The organism is Pseudobacter ginsenosidimutans (assembly GCF_007970185.1).
GTDB lineage: Bacteria > Bacteroidota > Bacteroidia > Chitinophagales > Chitinophagaceae > Pseudobacter > Pseudobacter ginsenosidimutans.
On the sequence record NZ_CP042431.1, the window covers coordinates 1,894,471 to 1,909,634 of the forward strand.

The window sequence follows — 15,164 nt, forward strand, 5'->3', positions numbered from 1 at the left end:
TCCTATGAGGAACCAATCTTAAACAGGCCTGTTTAAATTTCTGATTCCTTTGATTGAAACTTATTAGGTATTATTGCAAGGGGGAACTATTTCCTCCCTTATTTTTTTATAGTCATTGTATTATGAAAAGATCCGTGATCATTGTAAGACATGCAAAGAGCAGTTGGAGCGATCCCGCCCAGCCTGATTTTGAACGTCCACTGAATGATCGCGGCAAAGCCGATGCTCCCGTAATGGCAAAGCGACTGCTCGACAAACATGTGCGCATCGATGCTTTCATTACAAGTCCCGCAAAACGTGCAAAGAAAACTGCTTCCCTCTTTGCCGAAGTTTATGGGAAAGATAAGGACCATCTGATTCAGGTTCCCTCACTTTATCATGCAGAGCCCGCAGACTTTTTCAGGTGCATTGCACAGGCCCCCGATCAGGCAGCTACCATTGCCATCTTTTCTCACAATCCAGGTATTACAGCTTTTGTAAATATGCTAACCAAAGTAAATGTGGACGATATGCCTACATGCGCTGTATATGCTGTTCAGTGCGAACTGGAAAACTGGAGCGGATTTGAATCAGTTCAAAAAGATTTCTGGTTCTTTGATTATCCCAAATCCTTCCTACCCTGATCAGGGAGTTGGCGGGCATTTGATTTGTATGTAATTTCGAAATATATCCCTGATACATTCCACCCTCTCAGAAAACAATACCGGATTTCCTGCCGGTTTTAATTTTTGATTTCCTGTAAAATACCGCCGCACTACTAAAACTGAAAGCATATGCTTATTAGGCAACTCATTCATCGCACCAATGCGGCGCGAACCCTGCTGCTTTGCGCACTGCTGTTGGCATCGGCAATTGGAATCAATGCTCAATGCACATTTACGAAGTTCATACCGGAGAATATTCCGAAGGGGACCATTCCAGGAAATCATCTTAGTACTAATCCGGCTTTCCCTCACGATTTCATCACGGGGCATTTGAAATATTTCCCGGCGGAATATGCTACAAATCCAACCAAGAAATTTCCGGTGATTATTTACCTCCATGGATGGAGTGCAATGGCATCAGGCAATCCAAACGATCTTTGCCTGGTGGTTTCAGATATGCCTTATGCTATTCCCTGGAATATAGAGAATAACCGGTTTCCGGATCCCTTTAATTACAATGGAACAGATCATAGCTTCATTGTACTGGCTCCACAATACAGGGGATATGGAGATCCCTGGCATTTTGATACGCAGCTCGATGCATATATTACCTGGGTGCTTGCTCAATACCGGATTGATCCGGACAGGATCTATCTGACTGGCGCAAGCGCAGGAGCGAATCTTGTGATTGATTATATCAGCAGTTCCGTAGCGCATGCTGAAAGGATTGCAGGAGCATCCATGGCATCTTTATGCTACAGGGTGGATCAACAGATCTCGTCCGGTGCTGCAAATATTGCCGCGGGTAAAGTGGCCACCTGGTTCCTGCAATGCTCATCTGACAACAGCACTAATTGTGAGATTTCAACGCCTACCGGTTGGGTGAACGCTATCAATGCGCAAACAGATAAGATTGCTCCCCGGTTTACCATTTTGAATCCCCGCGGACCCAGTGATAATAACCCACTGGATTCTTTGCTGTTTTGTAAAGGTTTTGCGCACGAGACCTGGCCCACGATGTACTATCCACCGGCACCCGCAAGAGTGGTTACTCCCAACATCTATGAATGGAACCTCCAATACTCCCGCGCATCTTCCTTGCCAGTCAAGCTCAAAGATTTTTCTCTCAAAGCTGTCAACGGAAAAGTGCAATTGAAATGGATCACCTCCAGTGAAGAAGACAACCTCCAATTCACCATCGAAAGAGCAGGAGCAGATCAGCGTTTCCAGAAACTCTCCGTCATCCCTGGCAAAGGCACTACCAACCTGGAACAGGTGTATGAGTTCACAGATAATCAACCGCTCGAGAACCTCAACTACTACAGGCTGGTGCAAAAAGATATCGATGGCCGTGAAAAAATATTCGAGGCAAAACGAATCATGATGCGCCGCGACGGTAAATCACTCGTAACAGTATCATCCAATCCGTTCACTACAGAGCTCAGCGCATTCGTTACTGTGCAGCAAGCACAGCAGGTAAGATTAAGTATCACCGATATGAGCGGAAAGATCTGGGCCAATATCAACGGAAGATACACCAGCGGCAGTTCCGAAGTGAGCCTTCCGGTAGGTAATCTCCCTAAAGGTGTATACCTGCTGAAAGCCACAGGAGATGGGCTTTCCGGCGTAGTGAAGATCATAAAGAGATAAGCTTTAAAAGAAGATATATTAGCAAAGCTCCCGCCTTCACGGGAGCTTTTTTCATTCTTCAGGAATCAGCAATCAGAAAAAGAAATCATTATTTTCTCATCATTTGATTTTTCTCAAGTCTCTCCGGCAGGATAATTGCTTCATGCTTATACTTCCTCATCCAAAATCCATTCGAACATGTTTTCCCAATCCGTAAGCAGCAAGTGCTACCGCCTTGCGCTTTGTGCAATTGTTTTGTGCCTGATGTCTGCTAGCCTATTAGCGCAGGATGGATGTCCCGACCGGACCTTCCCTGTGATGAAACAGAAAAAAGTAACAGTGAGCATCCCTGGTACAGATATGATCAAAGGCTATCTGGAAGCTTTGCCCGAAACTTACAATGCGAGTCCTGGCAAGCGTTTCCCGCTAATGATCTTTTTCCATGGAGCCAATGAAGGCGGCGATGGCTCCGCTGAAAAGCTTTGCCTGCTGGTGAATCAGTGGTGGTGGGCGCCGCCATCACTCATCGAACTAAATCGTTTTCCTCACTGGACAACAGATAAAAGTGGGCAACCCACACAGTTCATCCTGATCTCCGCACAACTGGCATATTTTGGTGATCCTTCCAAAGCCATCAATCCGCTGATCGATTACCTGCAGCAACGGTATCGCGTGGATGCTTCCAGGATCTATCTCACAGGATTGAGCGCCGGAGCTAATTTCATCATGAGCTACGCTGGCGCCAACGAAGCGAATGCCAACAGGGTTGCAGGAATTGCACCTGTGTCTCCCTGCATGAGCCTGAATTCACAGCAGGCTGCTGTGATTGCCCGCGCCAACCTCGCTTTCTATTCCGTGCAGTGCAGCACAGATGGCGCCTGCAGCGGATACACCGCAGCCAATAATGCAGCGCTGATCAATCAGCAAAATCCAACACTGAAAGCAGCCGCTACCACATTGCCTGTTCCCAACTGGGCCTGCAACTCCTTCACACACGATGCCTGGGGCACGGCGTATGATACCACCTTCAAACAAAATATCAATGGCCGCAATCTGAATATGTATGAATGGATGCTCCAGAATGTGCGCGCAGGTGCATTACCGGTAGTACTGAAAGATTATCAGATCAGGCTGGCACAAGGGAAAGTGGTGATCAACTGGACTACCACCTATGAACACAATAATGCAGCCTTTATCATAGAAAGAACAGGCGAGACGCTTCCATTCAAGGAGATCGGCCGGGTGGCAGGATCCAACAATGCTACAGGTAGTCAGTACCAATGGATAGACGAAAATCCACTGCCGGACCTGAATCAATACCGGCTTGTACAGGTTGATCAGGATGGCGTCAAAGAATATTTCGGGATCAAAACTATCCTCAACCACTCACAGGGATCGAAAGCAACAGTGATTGCTCCCAATCCCTTCAAAGGCGATCTCAGCGTTTACCTGCAACTTCCCCGGACAGAACGGGTTCGCATAGTCATCACAGATGTAAATGGGAAAAGATTACACAGTATCGATCAGCAATTACCGGCTGGAACTACCCCGCTGGAGTTCAAAACAGCCGCGTTGAGCAATGGCATTTACTTTTTGAAGATCGAAGGGAGATCATTTACCGAAAACAGGAAGATGGTGAAGCAATAACGGCGATGGATACCTGCAATTGATCAGCTTCTCAAAGACTGAACAAAGTTATTGATCACAGTTTTGTACAACTGCATATCATCGTCAATCGTTTGGAAAGGAAATACTGAAGCGCGTTGCAGCGCTGCTTGCAGGTTGAATTCCTCTTGCGTGAAACTGCATGCCAGTCTTTCTTTTTCGAGGTGACTGGCCAGGTACTCCTGTTCGGCCTGCCCGGGAGTAGGCACCAGGATACTTCTTTTTTTTGTTTTGAGAAGGTCCATCACAGTGGTATAGCCCGAGCGGCTGATCACCAGTTTTGCTTTGCAAACAAGACGGTTCAATGCAGGCGCAGGCAAATGGTCGAAGCTGGTAAGATTGGGCAAAAGCTTTTCTCCTTTTGAATGCTTACCTGGCAGAGCTCTCACCAGTACAGCCCCCCATTGAATGCAGGTAATTGTTCCAGCAGCTTTTGCTCGAAGATGGATCTTTGCGGTTCCGGGCCTGAAAGTATGATGAGCAGATCCACGGGATGCGTGATCAGGTCTCCCGCTTGCATTTCAACAGGATCACATTTTTCAAACCTGCTGATCCCTCCAATATACTTCACAGGTGGAACAGGCATCATGGCCGGTTTTGCCAGTTCTCCCGCTATCGAATATCCATGAGGGTTATCAGGCACCCATACTTCCGAGAACCGGTTGATATGATTGTAATTCATCGAGCGGGCCCTGCTGTCGAACCATGGGCCCAGTCCGGTTTTTATAGCCAATTGATGAGTAATGAAAACGGAGGGAATATGTTCCGCATACAGACCAAAACGGTTGTCGGAGATGATTGCGTCCACCCGATGAGCAGAAAGGAAGTTTTTCAACCAACGATGCTCCTTTTTTATCCGTATCATCATTTTAGGTAGCTGGAACGCAATTCTAACGATGGTTATCCATCGATTTTTTGCGTACCTGATGCCATAGCCTTCCAGATCATGATAAATTAAGTGGGGGAATTCGGCTTTCAGAAGGGTTTTTTGCTGGCTGTTGCAAGCAATGACCACTTCGCAGCCTTCGTGTATAAGATGTTGAATTACAGGCACACAGCGCGTAGTATGACCCAGTCCCCAATCCAATGGGGATAATAAAACTAGGGGTTTTCCACTATGGGGATTAAATTTAGCCTGAGTTGTCAATTTCAAATAATAAATTGTTCGTAAAATAGTTTAATTTAGTAAAGACCATATGATGAGAACTGTGAAAAAGCCAATGATTTTTTTGTTATTAATTGTTATCAGTCTTGTTGCTGTCAGTTGCAGTGCCGGAAATAAAATGGGAGGCTCATCCAAAAAATGCGGCTGCGGCTTGAACAGGGGTTTTGTAGGCTATTAAAAATCCTAATAAGAAATGAAAACGCCCAATCGCGATTTGCTTGTCCTGGTGAAAGACGATCACCTTAGCGAAGCTGCTATGGAAAATGAACTGGAACAGCTCAACCAGTTACTTTTTCATTTTGAGACTATCGACAACTTCTGCGTAGCGCATGAAGTGTTCGATATGAACAGATATAAAGTGATCCATACGGCCAGGCATATCCGTAAACTGGTCCACCAGAAAGAACTGGAGCCGTTTGTTTTCATCTGCAATAAGAACTGATTTATATACACGTTGACCTGAAATACCCATAATAACAAAGCGGGTGTATCATTTACTGGTACACCCGCTTTTATTTTGAAGATAAAAATGATTGTTTATGACAGCTGGGCCAGCGCATTGCGCAGTTGACTGATCATTGCAGGGATCTCCTCCACTTTGCAGGTGCCTACACTGAGACGATACCAGGGTGAAGTCTTTTCCGCACCGAAGGCGTAGAAAGGCACTACGGCCAGCTTGGCTGCACTCAGCAGGTAGGCGGTAACATCGCTTTGCTTTTCCAATACAGTACCATCGGCAGTCTTCTTGCCTTTCAGATCGAATTTGATGGTAAGATAGATAGCAGCCTGCGGAGCAATGGCGTCCACGGCAAATCCTTCTTTCTTCAGATCAGACAGACCATTGTAGATACCGCGAAGACGGGCTTCCAGGGCTGCTTTGAAATCTGTCAGGTATTGATCGATAGCTTCTTTGTTGTAAAGGAATTTCGCAACGGCCTTCTGCTCCGCCATGGGCGCCCATCCGCCGATATGGCTGAGGATGGCCTTCATTTTATCGATCACTGTTTTGGGGCCCATCGCCCAACCCACACGCACACCTGTAGCGGCAAATACTTTACTGATGGCATCGATGAAGATGGTGTACTGCTGCATGGCAGGTCTGAGTGAAACAGGATTGTGATGTCGGATATCCCCGTACGTAAGATGCCAGTACATCTGGTCATACATCACATACAGTTTTTTCTCGTTCTCACCACGGCCGGCATTCTCTTCGAGGACCATATCGCAGATGGCTGTCAGTTCCTTCTCGGAAAATGTTGTGCCGGTTGGATTCTGCGGAGAGCAGAGTGCCAGGAGTGTAGCTCCCTTGATAACAGGGCGGAGCTGCTCCACAGTAGGCATGAAATTGTTCTCCGGAGTGGCTTCCACCAAAACGTGCTCGGCTCCTACGAAATGTGCATAGTGATTATTATTCCAGGATGGCACTGCATACACAACTTTATCACCTTTATCCACGATAGCCCTGAACAAGCTGTAGATCAGCGGCCTTCCACCGGCAGCGATCAGGATCTCGGCATGTGAGTAATGGATCTGCTCCCTTTCTTTGATGAAAGCAGCCACAGCCTCACGGAGGTCAAGGTTACCTTCAGCGGCGGGATAGTTGGTAAAATGATTGCGGTATGCATCGATGATCTCTTGCTGCAGTTGAGCAGGGATGGGGAAGATAGAGGGGTCGAAATCGCCTACAGTAAAATTGTAGATCTTTTCGCCCTGGCGTATCTTTTCTTTGATCTCGCCTCCAAGTTTCACGATCTCTGACCCGATCAGGGTTTCCGAAAGATGACTGAGTTTCATGAGGCAAAAATAATAAAACTCTCTATTGGGACCCGGTTAAAAATTAACGCTCGTTAGTTAATTCCGAAAATATTGATGAATCTGCCTTTTGAGCTACTTATCGTACTTATTCAGGATGTCAACCACATTCTGGTCAAGGTGCACTGCTGTATCGCTCAAAGGCTTCCCGAAGAAATGGGTCTCGTATTCATTTCTGTATACGCCGTTTGCCTGCTTTTTCGCAAATTCCTCTTTATTCAATCCTGTTTTAAGTGAATAGATCGCAGCGATGATACCTAGCATCAGGTAGAAGCCCAGGTATACCCTGCTCAGTGATTTCAGCCAGGGCTTGCTATTAAAAGGTGTGTGCAAAAGCACGGCGATGATCAAAGGCAGAACCGGTACCCAGAACCGGGGATCATAATAAGGCCAGTTGATGATTATGAAAGCATAGAACACCAGGTACATTTTGATATAGAAAGGAATGCCGCTTCGTTTTGAGAACAGGACCCAGAAGAGCCAGATCAGTATGGCCACTCCCAGCATTACGAACAAAGCAGGGCCAGCTGCGCCGGGCAGATAGCCCATCAGTTTGGAAGCAGGCATATTCACAAACACTTCGCCGAGTTCCTGTAAATGGTTCTTCAGGTTTTCAGCAAAGAAAGAGCCCGCGCCTTTGCCCATCGATGTTTTCAGGAGGCTGGTATAATCCATGATCTTGAGTTGTTTGGCAAAGAAGGCCAGGATAGCCAGCACAACTATAATTGCAACGATCACCAGTTTATTCTTTCGGATGATCCGGCTGATCTCAGCCCTGTGCTGGTATACCACACCCAGTACCAGTGCGGGGATCAGTGAAATACCTACGGTCCTGGTGAGCAATGTGAGGAAACCCAACAGGAATGCAAGGATCAGCCATTTGTATCCTTTTTGTTTTGTATAAAGATGAAAACAGTACAAAGAGGAGCAGGAGAAGAAAATGTATTGCATCTCGGAGAGAGGATGCGTGGAGAACTTGATCACCGTCCAGTTGAAAAGCACCAGCGAATAAAATAGAAAAGGGGAAAGCTGTTCACTGAACAGCTTCCTTACAAACCAGATACCCAGGAACAGATAGATGCAGTTTACGAAAACGATGAAGAACCCGTTCAGTATGCCCAGCTTGGAAAGGCCGATCAACAGTGCCGTATATCCATAAGGCAGGTAATCGGTAGCGGCGAAGGAATCCGGCGGGCAGCCATATTCCAGGCAGTCTTTGATATTATAATACCGGATGGAATCGAAATGGATATGCAGTGGGGTGAAACAGGCAGCCAGGTAAGCCAGGGCCATAACGGTGAACAATCCCCGCAGGATCCTGGTGGTGCCGGTGCTTGGGGTTGGTTGGATGCTTGTCATAGTTGAAGGGTTTATTTTTTCCGGCCGATGGCTATAACGGAGAGGCCCAGCCGGTGAAAGGTAATCTGGTCTATCAGTCTGAATAAGGGCACGAGCTTGTTGAAGGTCTTGAGCTGGCTGGCGGGGATGATCTTTTTACGGAGCAGGCTGCCACTCAGCCACCATCCGAAGATGCCTGCTGCATTGAAATACCTTGTATTGGTCACTTCAAACCCCTGCCTTTCCAATAAACCGGAAAGACGTTTCGCACTGTAACGCTTGAAATGGCCGAGCTCTTTGTCGAACGGATTATAGAGCCATTGATAAGCCGGCACCAGTATCACTGCATTCCCCCCGGGCTTCAGCATTTGGTGGCAATGGGCAATGGCCAGATCGTCGTTCCGGATATGTTCCACCACATTGAGGGCAACAACGGTATCAAAGGAATTGGAGAGGGCGGAATACCTGGTATTGAAGTCGGGCGCTACCAGGTCCAGGTTCACCACCTGCTGCAGACCGGGATGGTTCCCGAATTGTTTCTGTAACAGGTGGCAATATTCTTTTCGCAGGTCTGTGGCTGTTAGAGTGAGGCCATGGTCAAGAAAAAAAGCAGACAGGTTGCCGATGCCGCTGCCAACTTCCAGTACTTCCCCGCGGCACCAGGGAGCAATGGCATCATAAAGCCAGCGGTTGAATTGTTTGGCCTGCGCAAATTGTTCCAGGGTTTCCAAACCTGCCGGGTCCGTATGCTGCAAATCTTCGAAACCTGTCATCTGCTGAACAGGTTATACTTCAAAATGCAATAGATGGCGCGGAACCCGTCTTTCCAGTTGATCTTCTTGCCTTCTGCATAAGTACGACCGTAGTACGAAATACCTACTTCATATATACGGATGTCTTTGATACGGGACACTTTGGCGGTAACTTCCGGCTCGAACCCGAATCGGTTTTCCTTCAATTTGATCGATTGAATAATGGGGGTACGGAACATTTTATAACAGGTTTCCATGTCTGTCAGGTTTAAATTGGTGAACATATTGCTGAGCATGGTCAGGAACTTGTTACCAATGGAGTGCCAGAAGAAAAGGATACGGTGTGAATTCCCTCCAAGGAAGCGGCTGCCGAATACCACGTCTGCATTTCCACGGAAAATGGGATGGATCAGCACATTGTATTCTTCAGGATCATATTCGAGATCGGCATCCTGTATGATAGTATAATCTCCGGTGGCATGTGCAATGCCGGTATGAAGCGCGGCGCCTTTGCCTTTGTTCACTTCGTGATTGATGAACCGGATATTCTGATCAGGGTGCGCAGACATATATGCCTGAACGGCTTCCACAGTATTATCCCTCGAACAATCATTAACGATGATCACTTCTTTTTCGATATCGTTCAATAGTTTTACTGCCGCGATCCGGTCCAGGATCAGGTGAATAGTGGCTCCTTCGTTGTAAGCTGGAATTACAATGGAGAGTTTTTGGAAGTTCATTTTTTCTCGTCAATGATTTAAGGTGATTATCAAAATGATGATAAATATTACAGGATAAACGATGGAATCATCGTCTATGGTATTCATGAGTTATTGAACAGGGAATTGGCAAAGGCGGCAATCAGGAACTGATACTGGAAGAAAAGCCAGAGGGCTTAAATCTATAAAATTTTTCTAACATAAAATATTCTCTATCTTTATTAATGTCTAAACGCTAAATCGAACCAAACATGAAAAAACTGGTTTTATCCGCTGCCTTACTTGCAGCTTCGGGCATTTTCTTCTCCGCATTCAGAAAATCTGCTCCAGCATCACTGACAACCACAAACGCTCAAAACGTTGCAACCAAATGGGTTTTGGATAAATCACATTCCAATATCCGTTTCACCGTTACCCATATGGTGGTTTCTGAAGCTGAGGGCTCATTTAAATCCTTCGACGGCACTTTCGTTGCTGAGAAAGCCGATTTTTCCGACGCGAAAATAAACTTTACAATTGATGTTAACTCCATCAATACTGATAATGAGAATAGGGATAAACACTTAAAAGGCGATGATTTCTTCAACGCAGAGAAGTTTCCCCAGATAAAATTTGAAAGCACCGCCTTCAAACCACAGGGTGGGAATAAGTATAAGCTCGAAGGCAATCTGACTGTTCGCGACATCACCAAGCCTGTTAGTTTTGATGTAACCTATGGTGGTACCATCGCCAGCGGACGTGGCGCCAAAGCGGGTTTCAAGGCCAAGACCAGCATCGACCGCTTTGAATTCGGTCTGAAATGGAACCGTATGACCGAAGCCGGCGGCCTGGCTGTAGGTAAAGACGTGGAAGTTACTGTGAACATCGAGCTCAACGAAGCAAAACAATAGTTTCGCAGCTGCTTCTTGCCCGCCTCCGGCGAGTGAGTTATTTTTTTATCGCCTCCGCCGACCAACCAGGAGTTACACCCGATTGGCTCGCCGGAGGCGAACTAATATTAGCCAGTCGCCGGGGACGAGCGACTGCTCCATGATATACGGTATCTTCGCAACTGCTTAACAAGCCAACTGTTTATTTTTTAATATATTAGAGCCTGTTTGATTATCGATACCATGAAAAAATTGTTGTTATCCTCACTATTGTCCCTGACCATAGCTGCTGCGTTTAGCCAGCAGGGTTATAATATCGGCCTCACCCTCAAGCCCTACAAAAATGAAAAAGTGTACCTCGGTTACTACTATGGTAAACTGAAAGCGCTGGCGGATTCCGCAGTGCTGGACGGCAATAGCCAGGGAAGCTTCAAAGGAACGACGGCCCTGCCCGGCGGTATTTACTTCATCGTTTCCCCTTCCAGGCAAATACTGTTTGAATTGCTGCTGGACAAGGAGCAGCAGTTCACCATCGAGGCGGATACCACACAGCTCCCGTCCGGCGTGGTTTTTAAAGGCTCAAAAGATAATGCGCTTTTTCAGCAGTACACCAGATTTGCCAACCAGACCGGCACAGCCATTCATAAGGCCAATGGAGAAATGGCCACTGCCACCAACAAGAAAGCAGTGGAAGACAAAGTAAAGAAGCTGAACGAAACCATGCAGCACTACCGCGACAGCCTCATTGACAAGCATCCTGAATCCTTGCTTGCTGCTTTGTTGCAGGCCATGAAGGAACCAGTGATCCCTCCCGCTTCAAAACATCCCGGTGGAAAATACGATTCCAATTTCGCCTATCGTTACTTCAAAGACAATTTTTGGGATGGAGTGGAATTCAACGATGATCGCCTGGTGCGCACACCCTTCTTTGAAAGCAAACTGGATAAATACTATGACAGGCTGGTATCACCCGATCCGGATTCCATCAAACCTGAAGTGGATTATATGTTGCTCTACGCCCGCTCGGGTAAAGAGATGTACAAATTCCTGATGGTGAAATTCGTGCAGCAATACATCAACCCCAAATACATGGGCCAGGATGCAGTGTTTGTGCACCTCTTCGAGAAGTTCATCAATACCGGCGAAGCTGATTTCTTTTCCAAAGAGTACAAAGAATATATGACCAAGCGGGCCTACAGTCTCATGGCCAATCAACTGGGGCTGCCTGCCGCCAATATGAAAATGGTAGATACTTCCGGCCGTCCTGCCAATCTCTATGATGTGAAAGGTGAAATGATCGTGCTCTGCTTCTGGGATCCTACCTGCAGCCATTGCAAGGAAGTAGTGCCCAAAGTGGATTCCATCTTCCAGGCCAAATGGAAAGCTCAGGGCATCAAAGTGTACGGCGTGATGGTGGATGGAGGAAAAGATCTCTGGACAAAGTACATCCGCGACAACAATCTTAAAGACTGGATACACGTTTACCAGTTGCCGGCGCAGCAGGAAGCCGAGCAGTCGGCCGGACAGCCGTCCTACCGCCAGCTCTACGATGTATTCCAAACGCCGATGCTGTACCTGTTGGATAAAGACAAACGGATCGTAGCCAAAAAACTTGACTACCTCCAGCTGAATGAAATCATCGACCTTAAACTAAAGAAATCAAATACCAACTGATCCAAATGAGACCTTCTCCGAAAGCCCTTGCAACCGCTGCCCTCATTATCGGCAGTACTGCTACCGGACTGGCGCAAACGATCTTCACCTTTGGTGGAAAGCCCGTAAGCAAAGAGGAATTCCTCAAGGCTTACAATAAGAACAATACTGCGGAACAGCCAACTGATAAATCCTATCGTGATTACCTGGATCTGTATACCCGCTTCAAACTGAAAGTACAGGCGGCCTATGATCAGCGCCTGGACACGCTTCCGGCGCAGCTGGCCGAACTAACCGGCTTCCGTAACCAGGTTGTGGACAATTACATGAATGATGATGCCAGCGTGAATATTCTCATCAAGGAAGCTGCGGATCGACTGAAGAAAGATATCTCAGTGGCCCATATTTTCGTGGCTGCCGATGAACATGCGTCTGCAGAAGTGATTGCCCGTGCAGAAGAGAAAATCAAAAACATTCAGCAAAGGTTACAGAACGGGGAAGATTTTGCTCAGCTGGCCCTTCAGGTTTCCGAAGACCCTGCCGTAAAGAGCAATAAAGGAACTATCGGTTATATCACAGCGCTGGTGTTGCCCTACGCAATGGAGAATGCCGTGTATGCTACTGCACCTGGTAAGACTTCTGCGATCGTGCGCTCTCAGATCGGTTTCCATATTTTCAAGAACCTGGCTGAAAGACCTGCCATCGGTAAAGTGACCGTTGCGCAAATCCTGCTTGGCTATCCTCCCGAAGCAACGGACCAACAAAAAGCAGCCAGTCGCAAAAAAGCGGACTCGCTGATAATCGTATTGAACAATGGCGCCGATTTCAAAGAACTGGCCCTGATGTACAGTACAGACAATACCACTTACCAGTCCGGAGGTGAAATAATGGAATTCGGCGTAGGCCGCTACGCGCCTGCATTTGAGCAGGCTGCTTTTGCGCTGGATAAAGACGGGGAGGTAAGCGCTCCCTTCGAAACCGACTATGGCGTACATATCATCAAAAGGATCAAACGCAGTCCGCTGCCCGGGGATCTGAATGATAAAATATTCCAGGAATCGCTTCGCACACAGGTGTTGCAAAGCGACAGAATGAATGTGGCAAAGAATATCCTCTATGATAAGATCAGGAAGGATGTACTTTTCAAACAACTCTCTACCGCTCCCATGCCGCAGGTGATTGCATATGGCGACAGCCTCCTGCAAAACAGGAATCCAAAAGAAGGTTCTTACCTGAAAGAAAATCCGGCACTCTTCCTGGTGAAGGATCGGGTGTACAGGTTCAGTGACTGGAAGGAATTCCTTGAATCCATGTTCCGCCTGGAGAATATGAGACACCTGCCAGCCAGTCAATTATTTGAAACATTCAGCGAAAGGACCATCTTCGACTATTACCGCGATCACCTGGAAAACTATAATCCTGAATTCGCATATCAGCTGCACGAATTCAAAGAAGGCAATCTCTTGTTCGAGATCATGCAAAGGAAGATCTGGGATGTGGCCAGCTCCGATTCGGTTGGCCTTCAACGTTACTACGAAACCAACAAGGATAAATACTGGTGGGAAGCGAGCGCTGATGCCGTGATCTTCACAGCCAACAGTGCAGCTGCAGCGGAAGACGCCAGGAAAAAACTGGAAACCAATCCCGGGGATTGGAAAGCGATTTCAGAAAACAGCAATGGCAACCTGCAGGCGGATTCCGGAAGATTTGAACTGGGGCAGATACCGGTTTTTGAGCGCACCAATTTCACCGATGGCCTGATAACAGCCAATGTGAAGAATGAAGCCGACAACACCATCACTTTCGCATATATAATAAAGGTATACAGGGATAAGAGTCCGCGCAGCTTTGCTGACGCCCGTGGATTTATCGTAAATGATTACCAGTTGATGCTGGAAGAGAAATGGATCAATGAACTGAAGAAGAAATACCCCGTTAAGATCAAAGAGAAGGTAGTGAGTTCGCTCCCGAGGCAATAACAAATAGCTGTTTTACATATAGGGCCGCAATGTAATGCATACATTGCGGCTTTTTGTTTGGAAATATCGCTGCAATACTGTCCCATTCCGGGTTTTTCTGTCTTCATGTTATTTTCATCTTCTGTTGTTTTTTTTGTACAGTTATAGCAACATCTTAAGCTTTGATTAAGTTAAGATTTGCTGGTTGGCACAGTTTTTTTTAAGAGAATGTTGTACTTAAATTTTAGCGTATGAAACGGATGAAACAATTGATCATTATTGTAGCTGCCTGTTCGCTCAGTATGGCTGCAATGGCACAACAGAGCAAAGTATTCGTAAAAGGCGGTTTGAACCTCGCCAACATTTCAAAGAATAACGACGGTGAAGTGGATGATGCCAACACATTGGCCAGCTTTCACGTAGGTTTAATGGCAGACCTTCCTGTAGGTCAGTTTTTTGCTATTCAACCCGGATTGTTGTTTACAGGCAAGGGTTCCAAGATCCAGAATGGTAATTCATCAGACAACAATTATTACAAAGCGACCACTAATCCCCTGTATGTAGAATTACCAGTGAATGCGGTGTTTAAGATCCCTCTGGAAACCAACTCACAACTCTTTGTAGGCGCAGGCCCATATGCGGCATTGGGTGTTGGTGGTAAAAGAAAGATCGAAGGAAAGGTGCTTGGAGTGGAATACAGTCGTAAAGACAATATCGAATTCAGCAATGACGATCCTACCACATTCAATGAAGAAGAAGGCGCCGGCCTTGGCGTGATGCGCCGTTTCGATTTCGGTCTCAATGCCACTGCCGGTTTGATCCTGAACAAATTCCTGGTGCAGGTTAATTATGGTTTAGGTTTAACCAAACTGCAATCTGGCGCAGACAATGGTGAAGACAACAAGAACAAGCACAGGGTGCTCAGTCTTTCAGTAGGTATTGGTTTATAGAAAAACTGTA

14 protein-coding genes are annotated in these 15,164 nt (G+C 46.7%); 8 read left to right on the forward strand and 6 right to left on the reverse strand.

What is annotated here, in order from left to right; all coding sequences use genetic code 11:
• Positions 1 to 122 precede the first annotated feature (122 nt).
• The 3 genes from FSB84_RS07760 (at position 123) to FSB84_RS07770 (ending at position 3,920) form a co-directional block, all read left to right on the forward strand.
• On the forward strand, positions 123 to 623 hold the full coding sequence (locus FSB84_RS07760) for a SixA phosphatase family protein (protein WP_130542099.1): 501 nt from the start codon (positions 123 to 125) through the stop codon (positions 621 to 623).
• A 150-nt stretch (positions 624 to 773) separates the two neighbouring features.
• Positions 774 to 2,294, forward strand: a complete 1,521-nt coding sequence (locus tag FSB84_RS07765) for a T9SS type A sorting domain-containing protein (RefSeq protein ID WP_130542098.1) — start codon at positions 774 to 776, stop codon at positions 2,292 to 2,294.
• 243 nt (positions 2,295 to 2,537) lie between these two features.
• Positions 2,538 to 3,920, forward strand: coding sequence for a T9SS type A sorting domain-containing protein (locus FSB84_RS07770; protein ID WP_158643811.1), 1,383 nt, complete (start codon positions 2,538 to 2,540; stop codon positions 3,918 to 3,920).
• Positions 3,921 to 3,943: 23 nt separating this feature from the next.
• Here the strand turns inward: FSB84_RS07770 and FSB84_RS07775 are convergent, their stop codons facing one another.
• The gene (locus tag FSB84_RS07775; RefSeq protein ID WP_158643812.1) at positions 3,944 to 4,327 is read right to left on the reverse strand and encodes a glycosyltransferase; all 384 of its coding nucleotides are present in this window, start codon (positions 4,325 to 4,327) and stop codon (positions 3,944 to 3,946) included.
• Positions 4,324 to 4,806 (reverse strand): hypothetical protein, encoded by a 483-nt coding sequence (locus tag FSB84_RS07780; RefSeq protein WP_147122093.1) that lies wholly within the window; start codon positions 4,804 to 4,806, stop codon positions 4,324 to 4,326. Before FSB84_RS07780 ends, FSB84_RS07775 begins: the two co-directional genes overlap by 4 nt.
• A 490-nt stretch (positions 4,807 to 5,296) precedes the next feature.
• On the opposite strand from FSB84_RS07780, the gene FSB84_RS07785 reads away from it, so the two are divergent.
• Positions 5,297 to 5,545 (forward strand): hypothetical protein, encoded by a 249-nt coding sequence (locus FSB84_RS07785; RefSeq protein WP_127133106.1) that lies wholly within the window; start codon positions 5,297 to 5,299, stop codon positions 5,543 to 5,545.
• A gap of 95 nt (positions 5,546 to 5,640) precedes the next feature.
• Here FSB84_RS07785 and FSB84_RS07790 read toward each other — a convergent pair whose 3' ends face one another.
• The 4 genes from FSB84_RS07790 to FSB84_RS07805 all read right to left on the reverse strand — a co-directional run bounded on the left by FSB84_RS07790 (position 5,641) and on the right by FSB84_RS07805 (position 9,745).
• Positions 5,641 to 6,897, reverse strand: coding sequence for a pyridoxal phosphate-dependent aminotransferase (locus tag FSB84_RS07790; RefSeq protein WP_130542095.1), 1,257 nt, complete (start codon positions 6,895 to 6,897; stop codon positions 5,641 to 5,643).
• A 93-nt stretch (positions 6,898 to 6,990) separates the two neighbouring features.
• Complete coding sequence (locus FSB84_RS07795; RefSeq protein WP_130542094.1) at positions 6,991 to 8,274, reverse strand: hypothetical protein; 1,284 nt, start codon at positions 8,272 to 8,274, stop codon at positions 6,991 to 6,993.
• An 11-nt stretch (positions 8,275 to 8,285) separates the two neighbouring features.
• On the reverse strand, positions 8,286 to 9,026 hold the full coding sequence (locus FSB84_RS07800) for a class I SAM-dependent methyltransferase (protein WP_130542093.1): 741 nt from the start codon (positions 9,024 to 9,026) through the stop codon (positions 8,286 to 8,288).
• Entirely contained in the window at positions 9,023 to 9,745 is a 723-nt protein-coding gene (locus tag FSB84_RS07805; RefSeq protein WP_130542092.1) for a glycosyltransferase family 2 protein, read from the reverse strand. Before FSB84_RS07805 ends, FSB84_RS07800 begins: the two co-directional genes overlap by 4 nt.
• A gap of 230 nt (positions 9,746 to 9,975) precedes the next feature.
• Here FSB84_RS07805 and FSB84_RS07810 point away from each other — a divergent pair, with 230 nt between their 5' ends.
• The 4 genes from FSB84_RS07810 to FSB84_RS07825 all read left to right on the forward strand — a co-directional run bounded on the left by FSB84_RS07810 (position 9,976) and on the right by FSB84_RS07825 (position 15,154).
• Positions 9,976 to 10,614: a YceI family protein gene (locus tag FSB84_RS07810; protein ID WP_130542091.1), complete on the forward strand. Its 639-nt coding sequence runs from the start codon at positions 9,976 to 9,978 to the stop codon at positions 10,612 to 10,614.
• Between the two features lie 222 nt (positions 10,615 to 10,836).
• Positions 10,837 to 12,267: a redoxin domain-containing protein gene (locus FSB84_RS07815; RefSeq protein WP_130542090.1), complete on the forward strand. Its 1,431-nt coding sequence runs from the start codon at positions 10,837 to 10,839 to the stop codon at positions 12,265 to 12,267.
• Between the two features lie 5 nt (positions 12,268 to 12,272).
• Complete coding sequence (locus tag FSB84_RS07820; protein WP_130542089.1) at positions 12,273 to 14,225, forward strand: peptidylprolyl isomerase; 1,953 nt, start codon at positions 12,273 to 12,275, stop codon at positions 14,223 to 14,225.
• Between the two features lie 230 nt (positions 14,226 to 14,455).
• Positions 14,456 to 15,154, forward strand: coding sequence for a porin family protein (locus FSB84_RS07825; RefSeq protein WP_130542088.1), 699 nt, complete (start codon positions 14,456 to 14,458; stop codon positions 15,152 to 15,154).
• The last annotated feature ends 10 nt before the right edge of the window (positions 15,155 to 15,164 follow it).

What these genes read in the sequence shown, in the direction of transcription:
- FSB84_RS07760 (WP_130542099.1), top strand. Translation starts at nt 123, where the DNA reads ATGAAAAGATCCGTGATCATTGTAAGACATGCAAAGAGCAGTTGGAGC.
- FSB84_RS07765 (WP_130542098.1), top strand. Translation starts at nt 774, where the DNA reads ATGCTTATTAGGCAACTCATTCATCGCACCAATGCGGCGCGAACCCTG.
- FSB84_RS07805 (WP_130542092.1), bottom strand. Translation starts at nt 9,745, where the DNA reads ATGAACTTCCAAAAACTCTCCATTGTAATTCCAGCTTACAACGAAGGA.
- FSB84_RS07770 (WP_158643811.1), top strand. Translation starts at nt 2,538, where the DNA reads ATGTCTGCTAGCCTATTAGCGCAGGATGGATGTCCCGACCGGACCTTC.
- FSB84_RS07780 (WP_147122093.1), bottom strand. Translation starts at nt 4,806, where the DNA reads ATGATGATACGGATAAAAAAGGAGCATCGTTGGTTGAAAAACTTCCTT.
- FSB84_RS07820 (WP_130542089.1), top strand. Translation starts at nt 12,273, where the DNA reads ATGAGACCTTCTCCGAAAGCCCTTGCAACCGCTGCCCTCATTATCGGC.
- FSB84_RS07785 (WP_127133106.1), top strand. Translation starts at nt 5,297, where the DNA reads ATGAAAACGCCCAATCGCGATTTGCTTGTCCTGGTGAAAGACGATCAC.
- FSB84_RS07790 (WP_130542095.1), bottom strand. Translation starts at nt 6,897, where the DNA reads ATGAAACTCAGTCATCTTTCGGAAACCCTGATCGGGTCAGAGATCGTG.
- FSB84_RS07815 (WP_130542090.1), top strand. Translation starts at nt 10,837, where the DNA reads ATGAAAAAATTGTTGTTATCCTCACTATTGTCCCTGACCATAGCTGCT.
- FSB84_RS07795 (WP_130542094.1), bottom strand. Translation starts at nt 8,274, where the DNA reads ATGACAAGCATCCAACCAACCCCAAGCACCGGCACCACCAGGATCCTG.
- FSB84_RS07810 (WP_130542091.1), top strand. Translation starts at nt 9,976, where the DNA reads ATGAAAAAACTGGTTTTATCCGCTGCCTTACTTGCAGCTTCGGGCATT.
- FSB84_RS07800 (WP_130542093.1), bottom strand. Translation starts at nt 9,026, where the DNA reads ATGACAGGTTTCGAAGATTTGCAGCATACGGACCCGGCAGGTTTGGAA.
- FSB84_RS07825 (WP_130542088.1), top strand. Translation starts at nt 14,456, where the DNA reads ATGAAACGGATGAAACAATTGATCATTATTGTAGCTGCCTGTTCGCTC.